The organism is Kitasatospora sp. NPDC047058 (assembly GCF_040643935.1).
Lineage (GTDB): Bacteria > Actinomycetota > Actinomycetes > Streptomycetales > Streptomycetaceae > Kitasatospora.
The window spans coordinates 1-19,640 of sequence record NZ_JBEYVJ010000130.1; the positions used below are offsets into that span (position 1 = coordinate 1).

General features: G+C 75.1%; 18 protein-coding genes. 11 read left to right on the forward strand and 7 right to left on the reverse strand.

Going from position 1 to position 19,640, the window contains the following annotated elements; all coding sequences use genetic code 11:
• Positions 1 to 350 precede the first annotated feature (350 nt).
• Positions 351 to 599 (forward strand): SCO4226 family nickel-binding protein, encoded by a 249-nt coding sequence (locus ABZ885_RS20365; protein ID WP_360190230.1) that lies wholly within the window; start codon positions 351 to 353, stop codon positions 597 to 599.
• A gap of 187 nt (positions 600 to 786) precedes the next feature.
• Here ABZ885_RS20365 and ABZ885_RS20370 read toward each other — a convergent pair whose 3' ends face one another.
• Positions 787 to 1,092: an antibiotic biosynthesis monooxygenase family protein gene (locus ABZ885_RS20370; RefSeq protein WP_360190233.1), complete on the reverse strand. Its 306-nt coding sequence runs from the start codon at positions 1,090 to 1,092 to the stop codon at positions 787 to 789.
• Positions 1,093 to 1,318: 226 nt separating this feature from the next.
• Here ABZ885_RS20370 and ABZ885_RS20375 point away from each other — a divergent pair, with 226 nt between their 5' ends.
• Both ABZ885_RS20375 and ABZ885_RS20380 read left to right on the forward strand, forming a co-directional pair.
• Positions 1,319 to 2,023, forward strand: a complete 705-nt coding sequence (locus ABZ885_RS20375) for an MSMEG_1061 family FMN-dependent PPOX-type flavoprotein (protein ID WP_360190236.1) — start codon at positions 1,319 to 1,321, stop codon at positions 2,021 to 2,023.
• Between the two features lie 80 nt (positions 2,024 to 2,103).
• Positions 2,104 to 2,523: an HIT family protein gene (locus ABZ885_RS20380; RefSeq protein ID WP_360190239.1), complete on the forward strand. Its 420-nt coding sequence runs from the start codon at positions 2,104 to 2,106 to the stop codon at positions 2,521 to 2,523.
• Between the two features lie 21 nt (positions 2,524 to 2,544).
• On the opposite strand, the gene ABZ885_RS20385 is transcribed toward ABZ885_RS20380, so the two are convergent.
• Both ABZ885_RS20385 and ABZ885_RS20390 read right to left on the reverse strand, forming a co-directional pair.
• A complete protein-coding gene (locus ABZ885_RS20385) occupies positions 2,545 to 4,080 on the reverse strand; it encodes an alkaline phosphatase family protein (RefSeq protein ID WP_360190242.1) in 1,536 nt (511 codons plus the stop codon).
• 279 nt (positions 4,081 to 4,359) lie between these two features.
• Positions 4,360 to 5,136, reverse strand: coding sequence for a GntR family transcriptional regulator (locus ABZ885_RS20390; protein WP_360190245.1), 777 nt, complete (start codon positions 5,134 to 5,136; stop codon positions 4,360 to 4,362).
• A 329-nt stretch (positions 5,137 to 5,465) separates the two neighbouring features.
• Between ABZ885_RS20390 and ABZ885_RS20395 the strand changes: the two genes are divergently transcribed.
• The 3 genes from ABZ885_RS20395 (at position 5,466) to ABZ885_RS20405 (ending at position 9,090) form a co-directional block, all read left to right on the forward strand.
• Positions 5,466 to 6,563, forward strand: coding sequence for a glycoside hydrolase family 19 protein (locus tag ABZ885_RS20395; protein WP_360190248.1), 1,098 nt, complete (start codon positions 5,466 to 5,468; stop codon positions 6,561 to 6,563).
• Positions 6,564 to 6,726: 163 nt separating this feature from the next.
• Positions 6,727 to 7,782, forward strand: coding sequence for a serine hydrolase domain-containing protein (locus ABZ885_RS20400; protein ID WP_360190251.1), 1,056 nt, complete (start codon positions 6,727 to 6,729; stop codon positions 7,780 to 7,782).
• Positions 7,783 to 7,905: 123 nt separating this feature from the next.
• Positions 7,906 to 9,090, forward strand: a complete 1,185-nt coding sequence (locus tag ABZ885_RS20405; RefSeq protein ID WP_360190254.1) for a thiolase family protein — start codon at positions 7,906 to 7,908, stop codon at positions 9,088 to 9,090.
• Positions 9,091 to 9,145: 55 nt separating this feature from the next.
• Here the strand turns inward: ABZ885_RS20405 and ABZ885_RS20410 are convergent, their stop codons facing one another.
• Positions 9,146 to 9,688, reverse strand: coding sequence for a helix-turn-helix domain-containing protein (locus ABZ885_RS20410; protein WP_360190256.1), 543 nt, complete (start codon positions 9,686 to 9,688; stop codon positions 9,146 to 9,148).
• A 204-nt stretch (positions 9,689 to 9,892) separates the two neighbouring features.
• Here ABZ885_RS20410 and ABZ885_RS20415 point away from each other — a divergent pair, with 204 nt between their 5' ends.
• Both ABZ885_RS20415 and ABZ885_RS20420 read left to right on the forward strand, forming a co-directional pair.
• On the forward strand, positions 9,893 to 13,621 hold the full coding sequence (locus ABZ885_RS20415) for a SpoIIE family protein phosphatase (RefSeq protein ID WP_360190259.1): 3,729 nt from the start codon (positions 9,893 to 9,895) through the stop codon (positions 13,619 to 13,621).
• Positions 13,622 to 13,739: 118 nt separating this feature from the next.
• Positions 13,740 to 14,156 carry a nuclear transport factor 2 family protein gene (locus ABZ885_RS20420; protein WP_360190262.1) on the forward strand — a complete coding sequence of 139 codons (417 nt, stop codon included), beginning with the start codon at positions 13,740 to 13,742 and terminating at the stop codon, positions 14,154 to 14,156.
• Positions 14,157 to 14,198: 42 nt separating this feature from the next.
• On the opposite strand, the gene ABZ885_RS20425 is transcribed toward ABZ885_RS20420, so the two are convergent.
• From ABZ885_RS20425 to ABZ885_RS20435, 3 genes are all read right to left on the reverse strand, one after another.
• Entirely contained in the window at positions 14,199 to 15,272 is a 1,074-nt protein-coding gene (locus ABZ885_RS20425) for an S-adenosylmethionine:tRNA ribosyltransferase-isomerase (RefSeq protein WP_360190265.1), read from the reverse strand.
• Positions 15,269 to 16,051: an SDR family NAD(P)-dependent oxidoreductase gene (locus ABZ885_RS20430; RefSeq protein WP_360190268.1), complete on the reverse strand. Its 783-nt coding sequence runs from the start codon at positions 16,049 to 16,051 to the stop codon at positions 15,269 to 15,271. Before ABZ885_RS20430 ends, ABZ885_RS20425 begins: the two co-directional genes overlap by 4 nt.
• 108 nt (positions 16,052 to 16,159) lie before the next feature.
• A complete protein-coding gene (locus ABZ885_RS20435) occupies positions 16,160 to 17,122 on the reverse strand; it encodes a pseudouridine synthase (protein ID WP_360190271.1) in 963 nt (320 codons plus the stop codon).
• Between the two features lie 189 nt (positions 17,123 to 17,311).
• Between ABZ885_RS20435 and ABZ885_RS20440 the strand changes: the two genes are divergently transcribed.
• From ABZ885_RS20440 to ABZ885_RS20450, 3 genes are all read left to right on the forward strand, one after another.
• Positions 17,312 to 18,403: a PP2C family protein-serine/threonine phosphatase gene (locus ABZ885_RS20440; protein WP_360190274.1), complete on the forward strand. Its 1,092-nt coding sequence runs from the start codon at positions 17,312 to 17,314 to the stop codon at positions 18,401 to 18,403.
• Positions 18,404 to 18,562: 159 nt separating this feature from the next.
• A complete protein-coding gene (locus ABZ885_RS20445) occupies positions 18,563 to 18,958 on the forward strand; it encodes a DUF3224 domain-containing protein (RefSeq protein ID WP_360190277.1) in 396 nt (131 codons plus the stop codon).
• A 110-nt stretch (positions 18,959 to 19,068) separates the two neighbouring features.
• The coding region (locus tag ABZ885_RS20450) for a DUF5995 family protein (RefSeq protein ID WP_360190280.1) at positions 19,069 to 19,640 on the forward strand (572 nt) is incomplete at its 3' end.

The following is a 19,640-nucleotide window of genomic DNA, read 5'->3' on the forward strand; positions in this document are numbered from 1 at the left end:
GTCTTGCCCGCGCCGGCCGCGCCGGTGAGCACGGTCAGGCCGCCGCGGCCGGCGCGCGCGTCGGCGACCGCCGCCGCCAGCTCGGCCAGCAGGTCGGCGCGGCCGACGAAGGGAAGCACGGGCATCGGGCCGTCCTCTCACCCGGGGGCGCCGGAGACGCGTGGGGGCCGGGGCGCACGGAGGGCGGGGGTCCGGGTGGCCCCGGTTCCGAGCGTAGGGTCCGTCGCCGAACTCCCGCCTGCCCGGCGACGGTCCGGGGTGCGGCCGGGGTGCGGCCGGGGTGCGGCCGGCGCACGCTGGTGATAGGGGCCGGTAGCAGCCGGCCGGGGACTCCTGGAGGTGCGAGGGCAATGGCCAAGTTCATGGACGTCCACCACGGAATGCCGGGCATCACCGCCGAGCAGCTCAAGATGGCGCACAACGCCGACCTGGCGATCGAGGGCGACGAGGGCGTGCACTTCGAGCGGGCGTGGGCCGACCCCGAGGCGGGCATCGTCTACTGCCTCTCCGAGGCACCGTCCAAGGAGGCCGTGCAGCGCGTTCACGAGCGCACCGGTCACCCGGCGGACGAGATCCATCCGGTGCCGCTGATGGTCTGACGCCGGTCATCGCCGGCCGGCCTGTTCCCCGGGTCGGGGCGCCCCGATCGGGGCGCTGCCGATCGGGGCGCTGCCGTCGGGTCGGGGCGCTGCCGGCGCGGGCCGTCCGGCGTCGGGTCAGGTCGGACGGCTCGGGTCGGGCCGGTCGTACGGCGCCGGTCGGAGGGCGCCGGTCGTACGGCGCCGGTCAGACCGCCGGGACCGGTGTGAAGTGGGTGACCTCGGGCGGGTGCGCCAGGTAGCGCAGCTCGCCCTCCGACCAGACCGGCCGGATCCGCCACATCGGCCCCGCGTACCCGCGCAGGGCCTCCTCGTCACGCCACCGGCTCACCACGAGCACCCGGTGGCCGTCCTCGGTCATCGAGCGCAGCAGTTCGCCGCCCAGGCAGCCGTCCGTCTGCCCGAGCTGTGGGAGCACCTGGGACATCAGCACGGCACAGAACTCCTCGACGTGCCCGGTCATGACCTGTCCGGCCCAGATCCTGATGATCACGGCCACCACCTCCCACCGAAACGCACGGAAGCCCACGGAAGCCCTTGGCCCCCATTATCGGCGCAAAGCCGCTGGTGGGGAGGGTTCCGGCGGGGCTTTCCCGGGCGGCGGGCGGGCGGTCGCGTGCCGGCGGAGGAGACGGCGCGTGCCGGCGGAGGAGACGTCGTGTGCCTGCGGCCGGAAGGCACCCGGCGGCCGGAGCAGAGCGCTCCGCTACATTCCCGGTATGACCAGCACACCGGAAACTGTCGCTCCGTCAACCACCGGCCCGGACAGGCCGGACAGTTCGGGCAGCCTGTTCGCCGCGCTCGGCGCGAACGCCGTACGGGACGCCGCCGGCCTGCGCGAGATCTACGAGCAGCCGGGCGACCACGCACGGCGCAAGCAGGTGGACCGGATCCACGACGTGGCGCGGCAGCTGATCGCCTGCTCGTCGCTGGTCTTCGTCGCCAGCGCGGACGCGGCAGGGCGGTGCGACGTGTCGCCGCGCGGCGGGCCGGCCGGGCTGGTGTCGGTCCTGGACGACCGGACGCTGGCCATCCCCGACGCCACCGGCAACAAGCGCCTGGACACCCTGCACAACGTCATCGAGACGGGGCAGGTCGGACTGATCTTCGTGGTCCCCGGCCGGGACACCACGCTGCGGGTCAACGGGCGGGCCTGCGTCTCCACCGACCCCCGGCTGCTGGAGCAGCTGACGGCGGTCGGCAAGCCGCCGCGCAGCGCGATCGTGGTCGCGGTCGAGGAGGTGTACGCGCACTGCCCGAAGGCGTTCCTGCGCAGTTCGGCGTGGAAGCCGGAGAACTGGCTCGCCAAGGACGCACAGCCCAGCTCCGCCCAGGTCACCCTCTCCCACCTGCGCGATCCCTCGCTGACCATCGAGATGATCGAGCAGACCGAGCGGGAGTCGCTGCTCTACCGCTACGAGTAGCGGGCAAGGGGCACCGAGCAGCCGCCACGCGCGGCCGCCACGAGTGGCCGTCCCGCGGGGGCGGTCGCTTGAATGGACGGATGGACTGCGTCTTCTGTGCGGTGGTGGCGGGCGACGAACCCGCGCACCGGGTGCTGGACGACGAGGCGGCGGTGGCCTTCCTGGACCGGCGGCCGCTCTTCCCCGGCCACGTGCTGGTCGTGCCGCGCGCCCACCACAGCACGCTGGCGGACCTGCCGGCGGCCGAGGTGGGCCCGTTCTTCCTGCGGGTGCAGCGGGTGGCCGCCGCCGTGGAGCGCGGGCTCGGTGCGGCGGGCAGCTTCGTCGCGACGAACAACCGGATCAGCCAGTCGGTGCCGCACCTGCACGTCCACGTGGTGCCGCGCAACCCGAAGGACGGGTTGCGCGGCTTCTTCTGGCCCCGGGGGAAGTACCCGGACGAGGCGGGCGCGGCGGCGGTCGCCGAGCGGCTGCGGGCGGCGCTCGCCGAGTCCGGGTGATCCCCCGCGGCCTCCCGGGTGTCAGCCCACGCGAACGTTGTCGAGCACCCAGTACCAGTTGTTGCTGCCGGCGTACCGGAAGCGCAGCCGCAGGCGGCTCGCGCCGGCCGGGACGGCCAGGTCCAGCCGCTGCCGGCCGTTGGTCTCCGCGGTGTAGCTCTTGACCAGGACGGGCGCGCCGCCGTCCCAGACGGCGAACACCTGGGCGGTCTGGCTGCCCTCCTGCTGGTAGTAGGTGGTGTACGCGACCGGGACGGTGCCCGGCCCGGTGACCGGGTACTCCGGGCTGACCAGGGTGGTGTCGTAGACGCCCTTGAAGGTCTTGTCGGCCCACTCGTCCGAGTCGGCGACGGCGAAGACGTTGCGGGAGCGGACGTTCAGCTCGCGGTACTGGTCGCGCTGGGTCCTGGTCCAGAACTCGTCGGTGGTGAAGGACCAGCCGCGCCACTCGGTGACGCCGCCGGTGCCCATCGCCGAGTTGTCGACCGACCAGCCGCCGGGCGGGGTGTGGGTGAAGCCGATGGTGCCGGTGGCGATGCCGGTCTCGTCCACCGGGCCGGTGAGCTGCGGGCGCAGCGCGTCGAAGGCGTCGGGGACGAGGCTGCCGATCGGGCTGCCGTCGAGGTTCCAGGCGGGGTCGACGGCGATGCCCAGGTGGGCGATGGCGGTGGGCGCGATGTCGACCATCCGGACGTCGTGGCGGACCGAACCGGCCGGGAGGCCGCCGCCGGCGGCGATCACGAAGGTCTGCCGCTCGTCCCAGGTGGAGCCGCCGTGGCCGCCGGCCGGGGTGTGCCCGTGGTCGGCGGTGACCATGATCAGCCAGTCCTCCTGCGCGTACGTGGCGCGGCCGCGGACGGCGGCGACGATCTGGCCGACCTGCGCGTCCACGCCGCGGATCGCGTCCAGGTAGGCCTGGCTGGCGGCACCGCTGGCGTGACCGGCGTGGTCCACGTTGTCGAGCTGGACGAAGACCGCGTCCGGGTCGCCGCCGCGGAGCCGGGCGACGGCGCGCGAGGTGGTGCCGGCGTCGTACTCGGCGGACGGCGTGGCGACGCGGGTGTCGACCCGGCCGGAGTAGACGGTGTCGGCGATCGGCGCCCAGGAGGCGACCACGTAGGTGGAGAGCGCGGGGGCGGCGGTCTCGATCCGGGTGAGGAAGTCGGGGTAGGCGGCGAAGGCGGGGGCGGTGAAGTCGTTGTCCCGGACGTTGTGCTTGTCGGGCCAGACGCCGGTGGCGATGGTGGACCAGCCGGGGCCGGAGGCGGTGGCGGCCATCGGGTTGGCGTAGAGGCTGCTGGCGGCGGTGAGGCCGCCGGCCATCAGGGCGTTGAGGTTGGCGGCGCCGGCGTCCTTGATGCGGTTGAGCATCGTGCCGTCCAGGCCGATGACCAGCACCTTCGGGGTGCGGGCGGCGTCGGCCGCGGTGGCGGGGCCCGTGGCGCTCGGGGCCGTGCCGGTGGTGGCGGCCGCCGCGGCGGTGCCGGCGAGCGGGGCGGCCGCGAGGACGGCGGCGGTGCCGAGGAGCAGGCTTCGGCGGGGAATTCCGGTGGTCACGTCGTCTCCTGATGCTGCGTCATGCGCGGGACGGGGGGCGAGGAGGAGCGGTGACCACGGTCGGAGCAGCGGGTGGACGGCGGACGCCCGGGCTTCGTCCCGGGCGTGAACAGCGCTGGAATTCGGTCCAGACCCGTTATCATTCAGTGATCAAACGGGTCCGCGCGGACGGCGCTGCGGTCTCGGGCCGGCGTCGGGGCGGGCGGTTCGGCCGGCGCCGGGGCGGGCGGTTCAGTCGGCTTCGGCGCCGGTGGTTCGGCCGGCTTCGGCGCCGGTGGCTCAGTCGGCTTCGAGGCGGGTGGTGAAGCTGAACCGGTCGCCGCGGTACAACGAACGCACCCGCTCCAGCGGGGTGCCGGACGCGTCACGGGTGAGCCGGTGCAGCAGCAGCATCGGCAGGGCGGGCGGGGTCCCGATCAGCAGCGCCTCACGCGGGGACGCGAGCACCGTCTCGATCCGCTCGTCCGCGACGCCGAACCCGATGCCCGCCTTCTCCTTCAGGAAGGCGTACAACGAGGAGCCCGGGTCGAACTCGACGTCCAGCGCCGGCACCCGGGCCACCGCCAGGTAGGTGCTCTCCAGGCCGACCCGCTCGCCGTCCGCGAGCAGCACCCGCTCCAGGTGCCAGACCTGCTCCCCCACCCCGATGCCCAACTGCCCGGCCAGCAGCGGGTCGGCGGCGAACCGCTCCAGCCCGATCAGGTTGCGGCCTGGCGTGCGGCCCTGACGGCGGACGCCCTCGGTGTAGCTGGCCAGCGACAGCGGCTGCTCCAGCTTGGGGCCGGCCACCACGGTGCTGCGGCCGCGCCGCCGGACCCGCCCCTGGATCAGCAGATCGCGCAGGGCCTGCCGGAGGGTCTCCCGGGCCACCTCGAAGCGGGCGGCGAGCTCGCGCTCGGTCGGCAGCACGCCGCCCTCGCCGAGCTCGTCGAGCAGCGCCTCCAGCCGGCCCTTGACCGCGTAGTACTTGGGCACCCGGCCGTGCTCGGGGATGCCCGAGCGGATCGGCGCGCCGAGGCCGGGCAGGGGGGCCGCGGGCCCGGGGCTTCCGTCCATCCGGCCATCCTCGCAGACTCCGCCGGGCGGTCGTTTCCGGCCGAATCGGCACGATCGGACCCGCCACCCCTTGACAGGTATAGACCATTCCGCTTGAGTCTCGGTCAGCCCGGTACCGGCCCGCACCCCCGGCCGGCCCGTCCCCACGGCGCACCCCCACACCACGGGGCCGGCCGCCTGGCCCCCTGCGCCCTGCCCCAGCCGGCTCCTGACTCCCTGCCCCCTGCCCCCTGCCCCCTGCTCCCTGCTCCCTCGCGGCCTTCCCTGCCCCGACGTACCCGCCTCCACGACCGTGCGGCCCCCACCGCACAAGGGGTGATCAAGTGTCCATGAAACGTCTGCTCGCACTGCTGTCCGCCGCGGCCACGGCCTTCGCGATCGCCGTGCTGCTGCCCGCCTCCGCCGCGAGCGCCGCCGCCTGCGCCGCGCCCTGGAACTCGGCCACCGCGTACACCGGCGGTGCGGCCGTCTCCTACACCGGCCACAACTGGTCCGCCAAGTGGTGGACCCAGAACGAGCCCCCGAGCACCGGCGGCTCCGGCGTCTGGGCCGACCAGGGCGCCTGCGGCGGCGGCCCGTCCAGCCCGACGCCCACGCCGACCCCGGGCGGCTGCCTCTACCCCGACTGGGTCGCCGGGCGCACGTACACCACCGGGAGCATCGTCCGCTACACCAACGGCGGGCTCTACCGGGCCACCCACGACAACCCGGGGTACGACCCGGTGATCAGCACCTGGTACTGGGAGCCGTACGCCTGCGGTCCGGCACCGACCGGCAGCCCCTCCCCGACCGGCAGCCCCTCTCCCGGCGGATTCCCGGTCGACCAGGCGCAGTTCGACCGGATGTTCCCGAACCGGAACCCCTTCTACACCTACCAGGGCCTGCTCGACGCGGTCGGCGCCTACCCCGCCTTCGCCACCACCGGCGGCGACACCGTCCGCCGGCAGGAGGCCGCCGCGTTCCTGGCCAACGTCAACCACGAGACCGGCGGCCTGGTGTACGTGGTCGAGCAGAACACCGCCAACTACCCGCACTACTGCGACGCCTCGCAGCCGTACGGGTGCCCGGCCGGCCAGGCCGCGTACTACGGGCGCGGCCCGATCCAGCTGAGCTGGAACTTCAACTACAAGGCGGCCGGCGACGCGCTCGGCATCGACCTGCTGCACAACCCCGGCCTGGTGCAGACCGATCCGGCCGTGGCCTGGAAGACCGCGCTCTGGTACTGGAACACCCAGACCGGCCCGGGCACCATGACGCCGCACAACGCCATGGTCAACGGGTACGGGTTCGGCGAGACGATCCGCAGCATCAACGGCTCCCTGGAGTGCAACGGCGGCAACCCCGCGCAGGTGCAGAGCCGGATCGACGCCTACCAGAACTTCACCCGGATCCTCGGCACCGTCCCGGGCGCGAACCTGGGCTGCTGACGCACCGCCAGGCCGGCCGACCGCCACCGCCGTACGCCCCGGTCGCTCCTCGATACCTCACGGGGAGCAACCGGGGCGTACCCCCGGTGGAGGAACGGCGGGGGTCCGGAATCATCGTCACGGCGGACGACCGCGCAGGCGGCCGCGACCTAGGCTCGCAGCCATGAACGACCTTGGCAGCCTTGTCCAGCAGACCGCCGACCGGCTCGCCGGCCAGCAGGTCGGCGTCGCGGTCGCCGGGCTGGCCGGCGGCGCGGTGGAGATCCGCGGCGCCGGGCGCACCGGCACCGGCCCGGACGCCGACGTGCCCGATGCGCACACCCTGTTCGAGATCGGCTCGGTGACGAAGGTCTTCACCTCGCTCGCGCTGGCCCGGCTGGTGCTGGCCGGCTCGGCCGCGCTGGACGAGCCGCTGGCCGACGTCCTGGCCGACGCGCTGCCGGCCGGCGTCACCGTCCCCGCGAAGGGCGGCACGCCGATCACCCTGCAGCACCTGGCCACCCACACCTCCGGGCTGCCGCGCCTGCCCGCCGGGATGCTGCTGCCGGCCCTGGTCGCCCCGAACAAGCCGGATCCGTACCGCCACTGCACCGGCGAGGCGCTGCTCGCCGGGCTCGCCCGCACCAGGCTGCGCGCCGAGCCCGGGCGCGGCTTCCGCTACTCCAACCTCGGCGCCGGGCTGCTCGGCCTGGCCCTCGCCCACCGGGCGGGCACCGGCTACGAGGAGCTGGTCACCCGGGAGGTCTGCGCACCGCTCGGGCTCGCCGACACGGTGATCACCGTCGACACCGAGCGGTCCGCCCGGCTCTCCCTCGGCCACACGCCCCGGCGCCGGGCCGTCCCCTTCTGGCACCTGGCCGACCTCGCGGGCGCGGGCGGACTCCGCTCCACCGCCGCCGACCTGGCGATACTCCTGCGGGCCCAGCTGGCGTCCGGTCCGGACGACGGCTCGCCGCTGGGGCCCGCCATCGCGCTCACCCGGGAGGTCGACCACCGCGTCAACCCGTTCGCCTGGGTACACCTCGGCTGGCTCGCCCACCGGCTGCACGCCCGGCAGGGCGGCCACCTGCAGATCTGGCACAACGGCGAGACCGGCGGCTTCCGCTCGTTCGTCGCCTTCGACCCGGAGAAGGACGTCGGCGTCATCGTCCTGGCCAACACCCGCCGCTCGGTCGACCCGGCGGGCATCGCCCTGCTGCGCGCCCTGCAGAACGGCTGAGGACCGGAACGAAGCCAGGAGCCCCGAGGAGGTCACCGAGCATCCGACACTAAGTTGGATTCCCAAACTCACTAAGCTCTAGTAAGTTTGGAAATCCAACCAACGCAGAGGAAGGCGGCCGCCATGCGTGACGCCGTGATCGTCGAAGCCGTCCGCACGCCGATCGGCAAGGGCAAGCCGGGAGGCGCGCTCTCCGCCGTCCACCCCGTGGAGCTGCTCGCCCACACCCTGAACACGCTCGTCACCCGCAGCGGCGTCGACCCGGCGCTGGTCGACGACGTGATCGGCGGCTGCGTCGACCAGGTCGGCGAGCAGGCCATGAACACCACCCGGTACGCCTGGCTGGCGGCCGGCCTGCCGGAGTCCGTCCCGGCGACCACCGTCGACCGGCAGTGCGGCTCCTCCCAGCAGGCCGTCCACTTCGCCGCCCAGGGCGTGATCGCGGGGGCGTACGACCTGGTGGTGGCGTGCGGGATCGAATCGATGAGCCGGGTGCCGATGTGGTCCAACGTGCCGCCGGGTGCGGATCCGTTCAGCGCCTCGGTCGCCGCCCGCTACCCCGGCGGGCTGGTCCCGCAGGGCATCAGCGCGGAGCTGATCGCCGCCAAGTGGTCCGTCTCGCGCGAGGCGATGGACGCCTTCGCCACCGGCTCGCACGCCAAGGCCGCGCACGCCCACGCCGCCGGGCTGTTCGAGGCCGAGCTGGCGCCGGTGACCACGCCCGCCGGCCTCGTCACCACGGACGAGTCGGTGCGCCCCGGCACCACCCCGGACGTCCTGGCCGGGCTGCGCCCGTCCTTCGCCGACCCCGGGTTCGCCGAGCGGTACCCGCAGATCGACTGGTCGGTGACGGCCGGCAACAGCAGCCCGATCAACGACGGCGCCTCGGCCGTCCTGATCACCAACAGCGAGACGGCGGCGCGGCTGGGCCTGCGCCCACTGGCCCGGCTGCACTCCTTCGCGGTGACCGGGTCGGACCCGCTGCTCATGCTCACCGGCGTCGTCCCCGCCACCGGGAAGGCGCTGCGGCGCGCCGGACTGTCCCTGGCGGACATCGACCTGTTCGAGGTCAACGAGGCGTTCGCGAGCGTGGTGCTGGCCTGGCTGCAGGAGACCGGCGCCGACCCGGCGAAGGTCAACGTCAACGGCGGCGCGATCGCGCTCGGCCACCCGCTCGGCGCGAGCGGGACCAGGCTGATGACCACCCTGGTGCACGCGATGCGCGAGCGCGGCGCGCGCTACGCGCTCCAGACCATGTGCGAGGCGGGCGGGCTGGCCAACGCCACCGTGCTGGAGGCGCTCGACTGACCCGCCCGGCCGCCCCGGCCTGCCCCGCCCCCGCCCGACCTGCCCCGGCCTGCCCCTACCGCGCCTCCGCCGCCGTTCCGACCGGCGTGAGCAGGCGGTGGGGGCGGGCCAGCGCGCGGGAGACGGCATCCGGGTGGACGTCGGGCGAGGCCCCCGGCCCGGGGCGCATCATCACCTCGCCCGGCGGGACGGCCGGACCGCCGCAGTGCGGGCAGGCGCCGGCCAGGTCGAGGTCGGTGCCGCAGGGCGCGTGCGAGAAGAGGCGCTTGGGCCCGCCGGGGGCGGCATGGCGGCCGCCCCAGCGGGCCAGCGCGTAGACCGGCGTCCACAGTTCCAGCCCGACCGCGGTGAGCAGGTAGCCGTGGCGCAGCGGCGCCTGCTGGTAGGGCTCCTTGCGCAGCACCCCGGCCGCGACCAGCGCGTTCAGCCGGGAGGTGAGGACCGCGCGCGGGATGCCGAGGTGGACCAGGAAGTCGTTGAAGCGCTGCACCCCGTAGAAGGCGTCGCGGACGATCAGCAGACTCCAGCGTTCGCCGACCACTTCGAGGGCACGGGCGAGGGAGCAGTCCTGCTGTTCGTAGTCCGTTCCGAGCGCCATGGGGGCCAGCGTAGTCCCCGCAGGATGCAGGTTCAATGAACAGACTGTAGCGGCTCTGCCGGGCCGGGGCCGGGACGGCGAGCAGACGGCGAGCGGGCGAGGAGCGGCCGGGGAGCCGGTCGGGAGCGGGCGGGCGGCACCGGTGGGGGGTGCGTGGGAAGATGGCAGAGCTGGTGGAAACGATCTCCGGGCGGTTCTCTGGCCATGGTGAACGAGCAGCGTGATGCCGGTGGGCCCGGGCGGCCGCGCCAGGGGGCGCCGGGCGAGGGGACGCCGGGCGAGGGGTCGCGTCAGGACGCCCTGCTGATGGTGCCGATCGCCACCGCGCTGATCGAGGCCGACGGGCGGATCCTGCACTGGAGCAACGACGCCGAGGCCCTGCTCGGCTACACCGCCGAGGAGGCCATCGGCGCCCGGGCCGCCCAGCTGCTGGCCTCGGACGACCAGCGGCCGGACGTGCTGGAGCTGTTCCAGGAGATCCTGGACGGCCGCGGCTGGTCGGGCGTGTTCCCGGTCCGGCACCGGGACGGGCACCACGTCAACCTGGAGTTCCGCACCCACCCGATCCTCGGCCCGGGCGGCAGCCCGCTGGTGCTCGCCGTGGCCTCCGACGTGACCACGCTGCGCCGGATCCAGGCGGACCTCGCCGTGCTCGACGGCTTCTTCACCCAGTCCCCCGTCGGCATGGGCGTGTTCGACACCCGGCTCGCCTTCGTCCGGCTCAACGACGCACTGGCCCGGGTCAACGGCCTGTCCGTCGAGCAGCACCTGGGCCACCGGCTCACCGAGCTGCTCCCCGGGATCAACGGCGAGGAGAGCGAGGCGGTGATGCGGCAGGTGCTGGAGAGCGGCGAGCCGGTGATCGACTCGCGCTCGCACGGCCGCACGCCGGGCGACCCGGAACGCGACCACGCCTGGTCGGCCTCGTACTTCCGGCTGGAGGACCCGGGCGGGGAGGTGCTCGGGGTGAGCTCGACGCTCATCGACATCACCGAGCGGTTCCGCGCGGACGCCCGGGCGGCCCGGGCGCAGGAGCGGCTGGCGCTGCTGGTCGACGCGACCGCGTCCATCGGCACCACGCTGGACCTGCGGCAGACGGCCCGCGAGCTGGCCGACGCGATGGTCCCGAGGGTCGCCGACATCAGCGGCGTGTTCGCGCTGGAGGCGCTGGTCGCCGGGCGCACCGTGAAGCCGCTCGACCCCGAGGCCGCGCACCTCGTGCGCCGGCTGGCGCTCGCCACCGACGACCCGCTGTACCCGGCCGAGGCGCTGCCGGTGGACACCGTCTACGAGCTGGCCCCCGACTCGCCCTACACGCGGGCCCTGGCGACCGGGCGGACGGTCGTGGTGCCGTCCTGGGAGCTGCCGCTGCTGAGCAAGGGGATCACCGAGAGCCGCCGCCAGGCGTACCTCGGCGACCGGCCGCGCTCGGTGCGGATCACCCCGCTGGTGGCCCGCGGCACCACGCTCGGCATGGTGGTGTACTCGCGGCGCGGCGAGCGGGAGTCCTTCGCCGAGGCGGACATCACCCTCGGCGACGAGCTGGCCTCGCGGGCGGCCGTGGCGATCGACAACGCCCGGCTCTACCTGCGCCAGCACCAGACCGTGCTCGCCCGGCAGCAGGCGCTGCGCGAGGCGAAGGCCGCGCAGGAGCGGCTGGCCCTGGTCAACTCCGCCTCGGCGCGGATCGGCACCACCCTCGACCTCGCCCAGACCGCCATGGAGTTGGCGCAGGTGGCCACGCCCCGGCTGGCCGACACGGTGGTGGTGGAGGTGCTGGACGACCTGGTGCGCGGCGAGCGCGAGGCCCGCCCGATGCCGGACGGCTCGGCCGTGCTGCGCCGGATGGCCTTCCACTCGGCGCAGGGCTCCACGCTGGAACCGATCGACCGGACCGCCGGGGTGCAGCGGTTCCGGCCCAACTCGCCCTACGCGTGGAGCCTGGCGAACCGCAAACCGGTGCTGGTGCCGCGGATGGACGCCGCCGGCATGGCCTGGTTCGCCGACGACCCGGTGCGCACCGCGGCCGTGCGGAAGCAGAACGTCCTCTCGTTCATGGTGGTGCCGCTGATCGCCCGGGGTTCCCCGGTCGGGGTGGCCGCCTTCTACCGGACGGTGGTGGAGCGCCCGTACGAGGACGACGACCTGGCCCTGGCCGGCGAGTTGGCGGTCCGGGCGGCGGTGTCGATCGACAATGCGCTGCTGTTCACCCGGGAGCGCGACGCGGCGGCCGCCCGCCAGCGGGCCCTGGACGAGGCGTGGGCGGCGCAGCAGCGGCTGTCGCTGCTCAACGAGGCCAGCACCCGGATCGGCACCACGCTCGATCTGCACCGCACCGCCGAGGAGTTGGTGGAGGTGGTGATCCCGCGCTTCGCGGACTTCGTCACCGTCGACCTGCGCGAGACGGTGCTCAGCGGCGAGGATCCCGGCGCGGTGCCGGACGACGGCTCGGTCCTGATGCGCGCCGTCGCCGTCGGCGAGACGAACGCGGAGGGGATGATGTCCGCCGCCGCGGACCAGGTCGGCGAGAACTCGCAGTCCGCGCAGGTGTACGCGGAGAGCCTGCGGACCGGCCGTTCGATCCTGGTGTCGGAGGTGGACGAGGCCGCGCTGCGGCGGATCGTGGCCTCGCCGGACCGGGTCCAGCCGGGGCTGGACGCCGGGGTGCACTCGTACCTGATGGTGCCGCTGCTGGCCCGCGGACTGGTGCTGGGCGGCGCGGAGTTCATCCGGATCCGCAACCCGGTGCCGTTCGGGCAGGCGGACCGGGCGCTGGCCGAGGAGCTGGCCGCCCGGACGGCCCTGGCGATGGACAACGGCCGGCTCTACCGGCGCGAGCGGGACACCGCGCTCACCCTGCAGCGCAGCCTGCTCCCGCAGGAGATCCACCGCACGCTGGGCCTGGAGATCGCCTACCGCTACCTGCCCAGCAGCGTGGTGAGCGAGGTCGGCGGCGACTGGTTCGACGTCGTGCCGCTCTCCTCGGGCCGGGTCGCCCTGGTGGTCGGCGACGTGATGGGCCACGGCATCCGCGCCGCCGCCACCATGGGCCAGCTCCGCACCGTCGCCCGCACGTTGATCACCCTGGAGCTGGACCCGGCGCGGGTGCTGCAGCGGCTTGACGAGGCCACCACGGCCATCGGCGAGGGCCAGTTCGCCACCTGCGTCTGCGTGGTGTACGACCCGGTGGAGCGGCACTGCAGCGCCGCCTGCGCGGGCCACCTGCCGCCGGTGGTGGCCGACACCGAGGGCCGGGCGCACCTGCTCGACCTCCCGCCGGGCGCCCCGCTGGGGGTCGGCGGCGTCACCTTCGAGAGCGTCGAGTTCACCCTCCCGGAGGAGGGCATCCTCGCGCTCTACACCGACGGCCTGGTCGAGCGCCGCAGCCGTGACCTCGACGAGGGCCTCGACCTGCTCTGCCGGACCATCGCCGACCGGCACCGTTCGCTGGAACAGACCTGTGACGCCGTCCTGGCCGAACTCACCGGCCGCACCAGCGAGGACGACATCGCGATCATCCTGGCGCAGGTCCGGCCGGCCGGCTCCGACCGGATCGCCACCCTCCCGCTCACCGGCGACCACGCGATGGTCGCGCACTCCCGCCGGTTCACCCGCGAGACGCTGGGCGACTGGGGGCTCGCCCCGCTCGCCGACTGGACCGAGCTGCTCACCAGCGAGCTGATCACCAACGCCCTGGTGCACGCCGGATCCCCCACCCAGCTGCGGCTGTTCTACAACCGGCTGCTGACCGTGGAGGTCGCCGACCGCGACACCGGGACGCCGCGGATGCGGCGCGCCCGGGAGGAGGACGAGGGCGGGCGCGGCATGCACCTGGTCAACGAGCTGGCGCACCGCTGGGGCAGCCGGCAGACCCGGGACGGCAAGGTGGTCTGGTTCGAGCTGGAGCTGCCGCCCGGTACGCCGGCCCGCTGAGCTCCGACGACAACCGGTGGTTGTCACCACCCCCCGACCGGTTGTTCGCCCGGGGACGGCCCGGGGGGATTGGCTTGCTCCCGGAAGGAACGACCGACCGGAACCAGAGGAGCAGACCATGGACCAGCTCGCCCCCCGCACCGTCGTGGAGCGCTACGTCACCGCCATCGCCGATGGCGACCTGCCGACCGCCGTGGCGTCCTTCGCGGAGCACGCCACCTGGTCGTACCCCGGCGACCTGCCGCTGTCGCGGGTCTGGGAGGGCCGCGCGGCGATCGTGGACGACTTCCTCGGCTCGGTGGGCACGCTGTTCGCCCCCGACAGCGCCCTGCGGGTGACGCTCACCGGCCTGCTGGCGGACGGTCCGCAGGTGGTCGCCGAGTGGACCGCCGAGGGGACCGCCGCCAACGGCGCCGCCTACCACAACCAGTGCCTGGGCATCTTCACCGTCGAGGACGGCCTGATCACCTCGGTGCGCGAGTACCTCGACACCCAGCACGCGGCCCGCACGCTGTTCGCCCCGGCCGCCGGCTGACCCCCGTCCCGTCGGCCTGCTCCTCCCGGCCGGACCGGCACTCTAACTCCCGCCCGGGAGCAGCAGGTTGACGTCACCGAACTCGTGCCAGAGGTAGCGGTGCCGGACGGCCTCGGCGTAGCAGCGTTCGAGCAGCGGGCGTCCGGCCACGGCGGCGAGCATCTGCAGGTGCGAGGCGCGCGGCTCGTGCCAGCCGGTGAGCAGGCCGTCCACGGCGCGGACGCCGCGCTCGGGGGTGATCACCAACTCGGTCCAGCCGTCGGCCTCGTGGACGGTGCCGTCCGGGGCCGCCGCGGACTCCAGGGCCCGGACCACGGTGGTGCCGACGGCGATCACCCGGCCGCCGCCGGAGCGGACGTGGCCGACCAGGCGGGCGGTGGCGGCCGGCACCCGGAACCGCTCGGCGTACGGCGCCTCGTGCGCCTCCGGGGAGGCGACGCCGGTGTGCAGGGTGACGGGTGCGACCAGCACCCCGCGGCCGGCCAGCCGCGCCACCACCCCGGCGGTGAACGGGCGTGCCGCACTGGGCATTTCACTACTGCCGGGAACGGTCGCGAAGACCGTCTGGTATGCGTCGAGCGGCCAGTCGCGGTCCACGTAGCCGTACCGGATCGCCTTCCCGTGCCGCTCCAGGTAGGCCGGCAGCGGAGCGGGCACGTCGAGCCGGGCGTACCAGAGGCGCGCGGTGAACGGCTCGACGAGGCCGGCCGAGGCTCCGCCCGGCAGCGCCACCCGCAGCCCCGGCCGGGCCGGGGACTCCTCCGGCGGGTAGTACGCGGCGGCCGCACCGGGAACCACGCGGCGCAACTCCACCAGGTGGGAGCCGCGTCGGTCCGGCCGCGCGGACGACAGGTGCAGCGCGACGGGGGTGCCGTCCGGCAGCCGGCCGGGCAGCGCGGCCGGCAGGGTGGCCGAGTTGTTGACCACCAGCAGGTCCCCGGGGCGCAGGACCTCCGGCAGCTCGGTGAAGCGGCGGTGCTCGACGGCGGCCGCGTCGCGCCGGCCGACCAGCATGCGCACGCCGTCCCGGGTGGCGCCGCGGGCCTCCGCCGGTGCGCGGGCGGAGAGTTCGGGCGGGACGGTGACGTCGATCCCCGGGTCGCCGAGTACGGTCATCGCGCGCCCGATGCGGCAGCGGCCGTCAGGTCGGCGGCGGCAGCGGGACCGGCGCCGGCCGGCAGGTCGGTGGCGCGGTAGCGGCCGGAGCTCGCCCGGTCCCGGACCAGGCCGAGCAGCAGCGGCGCCACCTCCCCGGGCAGCGGCACGCCCGCGAGGTCCTCGCCGGCCTGCGCGAGCATCGCGGTCCGCATGCTGCCCGGGTCGACCGCCCACACCCTCAACTCCGGCTCCTCCCGGGCCAGTACGGCGGAGGCCTGGTCCAGTGCGGCCTTGCTGGCGCCGTACCCGCCCCAGCCCCGGTAGGCCTCGACGGCCGCGTCCGAGCTGATGTTGAGGACGGCGCCGGCGCGGGCGCGCAGCTGCGGCAGGACGAGCTGGGTGAGGGCGATCGGCGCGAGGACGTTGACCTCGAAGGTCTCCAACAGACCCGGCAGCGGGAAGTCGGCCAGCCGGGGCAGCGGTTCGGCCCCGGCGGAGTCCGAGCCGTTGAGCGTCCCGGCGTTGTTGACCAGCAGCGCCGCCCCGCCGAGGGCGGCGGCGGCCTCGGCGAGGCGCTCGCGGTGCGCGTCGTCGACGACCGACCCGGCGAGGGCGGTCACCCCGGTGACGGCGGCCAGTTCGGCTTCGGCGGCGGAGAGTTCGGCCGCGTCGCGGGCGGTGATCACCAGCTGCCAGCCCTCGGCGGCCAGCGCCCGGGCGAGCGCCAGGCCCAGGCCGCGCGAGGCGCCGGTGACCAGGGCGACGGGCGGGTTTTCGTGCTGCGGTGCGTTCGTCATGCCACCACGATCGCCCCGCCCGCCGCCCGCCGGATCGGCCGCCGGTCCTGGGACCGGGTCCTCCGTTGGCCCTAGATCGATCGGCCGAGCGATCAGTCGGCCGGGCGATCAGTCGGCCGGGCCGCCCCCGGAGGCGGCCCAGGCCTCCGGGTCGGGCCAGGCGGCCAGGGTGCGGCGGCTCTCGAAGCGGCGCGGCTCCCCGGTCAGGGGGTCGGTGAACTCGACCACGGAGGCGAGCAGTTGCAGCGGCCGGCGGAAGTCGTCGGGGGCCGGCTCGGGGAGCAGGACGGGGTACACCGGGTCACCGAGGATGGGCAGGCCGAGGCCGCTCATGTGCAGGCGCAGCTGGTGCGTTCGTCCGCTGTGCGGCAGCAGCCGGTAGTGGCCGAGGCCGTCGCGGTGGCCGAGCAGCTCGACCCGGCTCTCGCTGTTCGGCGGGGCGTCGAGTTCGCGGGCCGCGATCACGCCGCGTTCCTTGACGATGTGGCTGCGCACCGTGCGCGGCAGCGCGACCGCCGGGTCGTACGGCGCGACGGCCCGGTACTCCTTGCGGACCAGCCGGTCGCGGAAGAGCGTCTGGTAGGCGCCGCGGTCCTCGGGGCGGACCACGAACATCGCCAGGCCCGCGGTCAGCCGGTCCAGCCGGTGGGCCGGGCTGAGGGCGGGAAGGTCCAGCGAGTGGCGCAGCCGGGAGAGCGCCGTCTCGACGACGTGCCGGCCGCGCGGGGTGGTGGCCAGGAAGTGCGGCTTGTCGACCACCACCAGGTGCTCGTCCCGGTGCAGCACGGCCACCTCGAACGGGACCGGCACCTCGGCCCGCAGCTCGCGGTGGAGCCAGAGGTGCGCGCCCGGGCGGAACGGTTCGTCCGGCCCGATCGGACCGTTCTCGCCGACGATCTCGCGCCCGTGCAGCAGCGCGTCGATCCGCTCCGGGGCGACGGTGGGCAGCCGGTCGGCCAGGTACCCGCGGACCGTCGGCCACGGGCCCTCCGGGGGCAGCCGCAGGTGGACCGGGTCCACCCCGAGGCGCTGCGGGAGGGGGGCGGGCGGCACCTTGCTCTTGCGTCTCATCTCGCCGCCAGCCTATCCGGAACCGGCACGGGCACCGCCGGGCGCCGTCCCCGGCCGCGCACCGCCGGGCACCGCCCCCGGCCGGGCGGCCGCGGCTCCGACGTGCCGGGGCACGGGGCGGCGGTGGAGAGTGGATGGTGAGGCCCTCGCCGACGTGGGCCGCCGCCGCCCCCCGCTGGAGGTGTCCGCGTGACCGCCGACGGACCGCAGGACGCGGTGCCGCCGCTGCACCTGCCGCGGCGGACCAGGGTGCTGCTCGGCTGCGCGTACCTGCTGCTGGTCGGGGCCGTGGTGGCCGACCTGGTGACCGGGCCGGGGACGACCCTCTCCCCCGTCCTCGCGGTGGCACCGGTGCTGGCCGGGGCGACCACCCGCCGGGCCCGGGTGCCGCTGATCACGGGGCTGGTCGCGATGGCGGCCGTGGGGCTGCTGGAGATCACCAACCACGGCCTGCCCTCCTCCGTCCACATCATCGCGCTGATCACCGTGCTCGCCGCGACGCTGGCCAGCACCGCGAACGTGGTCCTGGTGGCGGCCAGGGAGCGCGAGCTGTTCCAGGTCAGGACGGTGGCCGAGGCGGCGCAGCGGGCCCTGCTGCGGCCGCCGCCGGAGCGGCTCGGGCCGGTGCGGGTGGCGGTGCGGTACGTCGCGGCGGCGGCGGAGGCGAGGATCGGCGGGGACCTCTACGAGGTGGCGGAGAGCCCGTACGGGGTGCGGATCCTGCTGGGGGACGTGCAGGGCCACGGGCTGCCGGCGGTGGAGACGGCGGCGGACGTGCTGGGGGTGTTCCGGGAGGCGGCGCGGACCGAGCCGGACCTCGCCCGGGTGGCCGAGCGGCTGGACTCGGCGCTGGCCGGCCGCCCGGTGAACGAGCGCTGGGTCACCGCGCTGCTGCTGGAGGCCGACCGGGGCGGCGGGCGGGCGGACTTCGTCAACTGCGGCCACCCCCACCCGCTGCTGCGCCGCGCGGGCCGGGTGCGCGAGCTGGCACCGCCGCGGCACGCCCCGCCGCTGGGGATGCTCGGCCTGGTCGGCGGGCGGTACCAGGCGGGCGGCCTGGAGCCCCGCCCGGGCGACCTGCTGCTGCTCTACACGGACGGCGTCTCGGAGGCCCGGGACGAGGAGGGGCGGTTCTTCCCGCTGTCCGAGCGCCTCGCCGCCCTCCCCACCGGCGGCCCCGAGGACGTGCTGGACGAGCTGCTGGCCGACGTCCGCCACTGGGTGGGCAGCGCCGGCCTGGCCGACGACGCGGCGCTGCTGGCCGTGCGCTGGGAACGCTGAGCACGGGCGACGCCGGGCACGGGGAACGCCGGGCACGGCGCACGGCCGCCGGAAGTCGGAACCGGCACCGGCACCGGCACCGTTGTCAGTGCCGTGTGCCAGGCTCTGTGCCGGCGGCCGGCAAGCAGCCTGCCGCACCGGAACCGAGGGGACAGTGCGATGGGGACCAAGGCGAGCGGCGCGTTCGAGGTGACCGCGTTCGAACCGGAGGAGACGGACGAGCAGCCGGGGGCGACGCTCGGGCGCGTACGCCTCACCAAGGAGTTCACGGGCGGCCTGACCGGCGGCAGCGTGGTGCGGATGCTCTCCGTGCTGGACGGCGCGGGCGGCCCGGCGGCGTACGTCGCCGTCGAGCACTTCACCGGCGAGCTGGACGGGCGGAAGGGCTCGTTCGTGCTCCAGCACGCGGCGCCGGGCAGCCGGGGCGAGCGGCTGGCGATCCGGGTGGTCGCGGGCACCGGGGCGGGCGAGCTGGCGGGGATCACCGGCACGTTCGAGCTGACCGTGGACGAGGCGGGCCGGCACACCTACACCCTGGACTACGAGCTGGGCTGAGCCGACCGGGGTCCGGACGGCCGGACCGTCCGCGCGGCACCGGGGCGGCCCGGCCCGCCGCTGCCACGATGATGCGATCAACGTGCACGACCCGATCACGGGGGTGGCGGATGGACCGGGAGCCGGCCCACGGGGTCGACCGGGTGGTCGGGCGGCTGCGCGGGATCGGCCGCGGCCTGCCGCCGGCCGACGGCGTCGCGGTGTTCAACCGGATGTACCTGACCGTGACGGAGGCGGTGCGCGACCGCCTGTCCGGCGGGCCGCCGTACTTCGCCGACCCGGCCGCGATGGCCGAGCTGGACGTGGTGTTCGCCGGGCGGTACCTGCTGGCCGTGGACGCCGCCGCGGCGGGGTACCGGCCGCCGGACTGCTGGCGGCCGCTGTTCGAGCTGCGCGCGCACCCGGGGGTGCACCCGCTGCAGTTCGCGCTGGCCGGGATGAACGCGCACATCCTGCACGACCTGCCGCTGGCCGTGGTCGACACCTGCCGCCGGCTCGGCCGTCCGCCGGAGCGGCTGGCCGGCGACTACCACCGGATCAACGGCCTGCTGGCCGCGGTGGAGACGGCCGTCCGGGAGCAGCTGATGCCCGGGCCGGCTGGGTGCTCGGCACCGGCGACTTCGGCCGCGGGCTGCCCGGGAACCTCCGGTTCGCCGTGGGCGACGGCGCCACCACCGTGGAG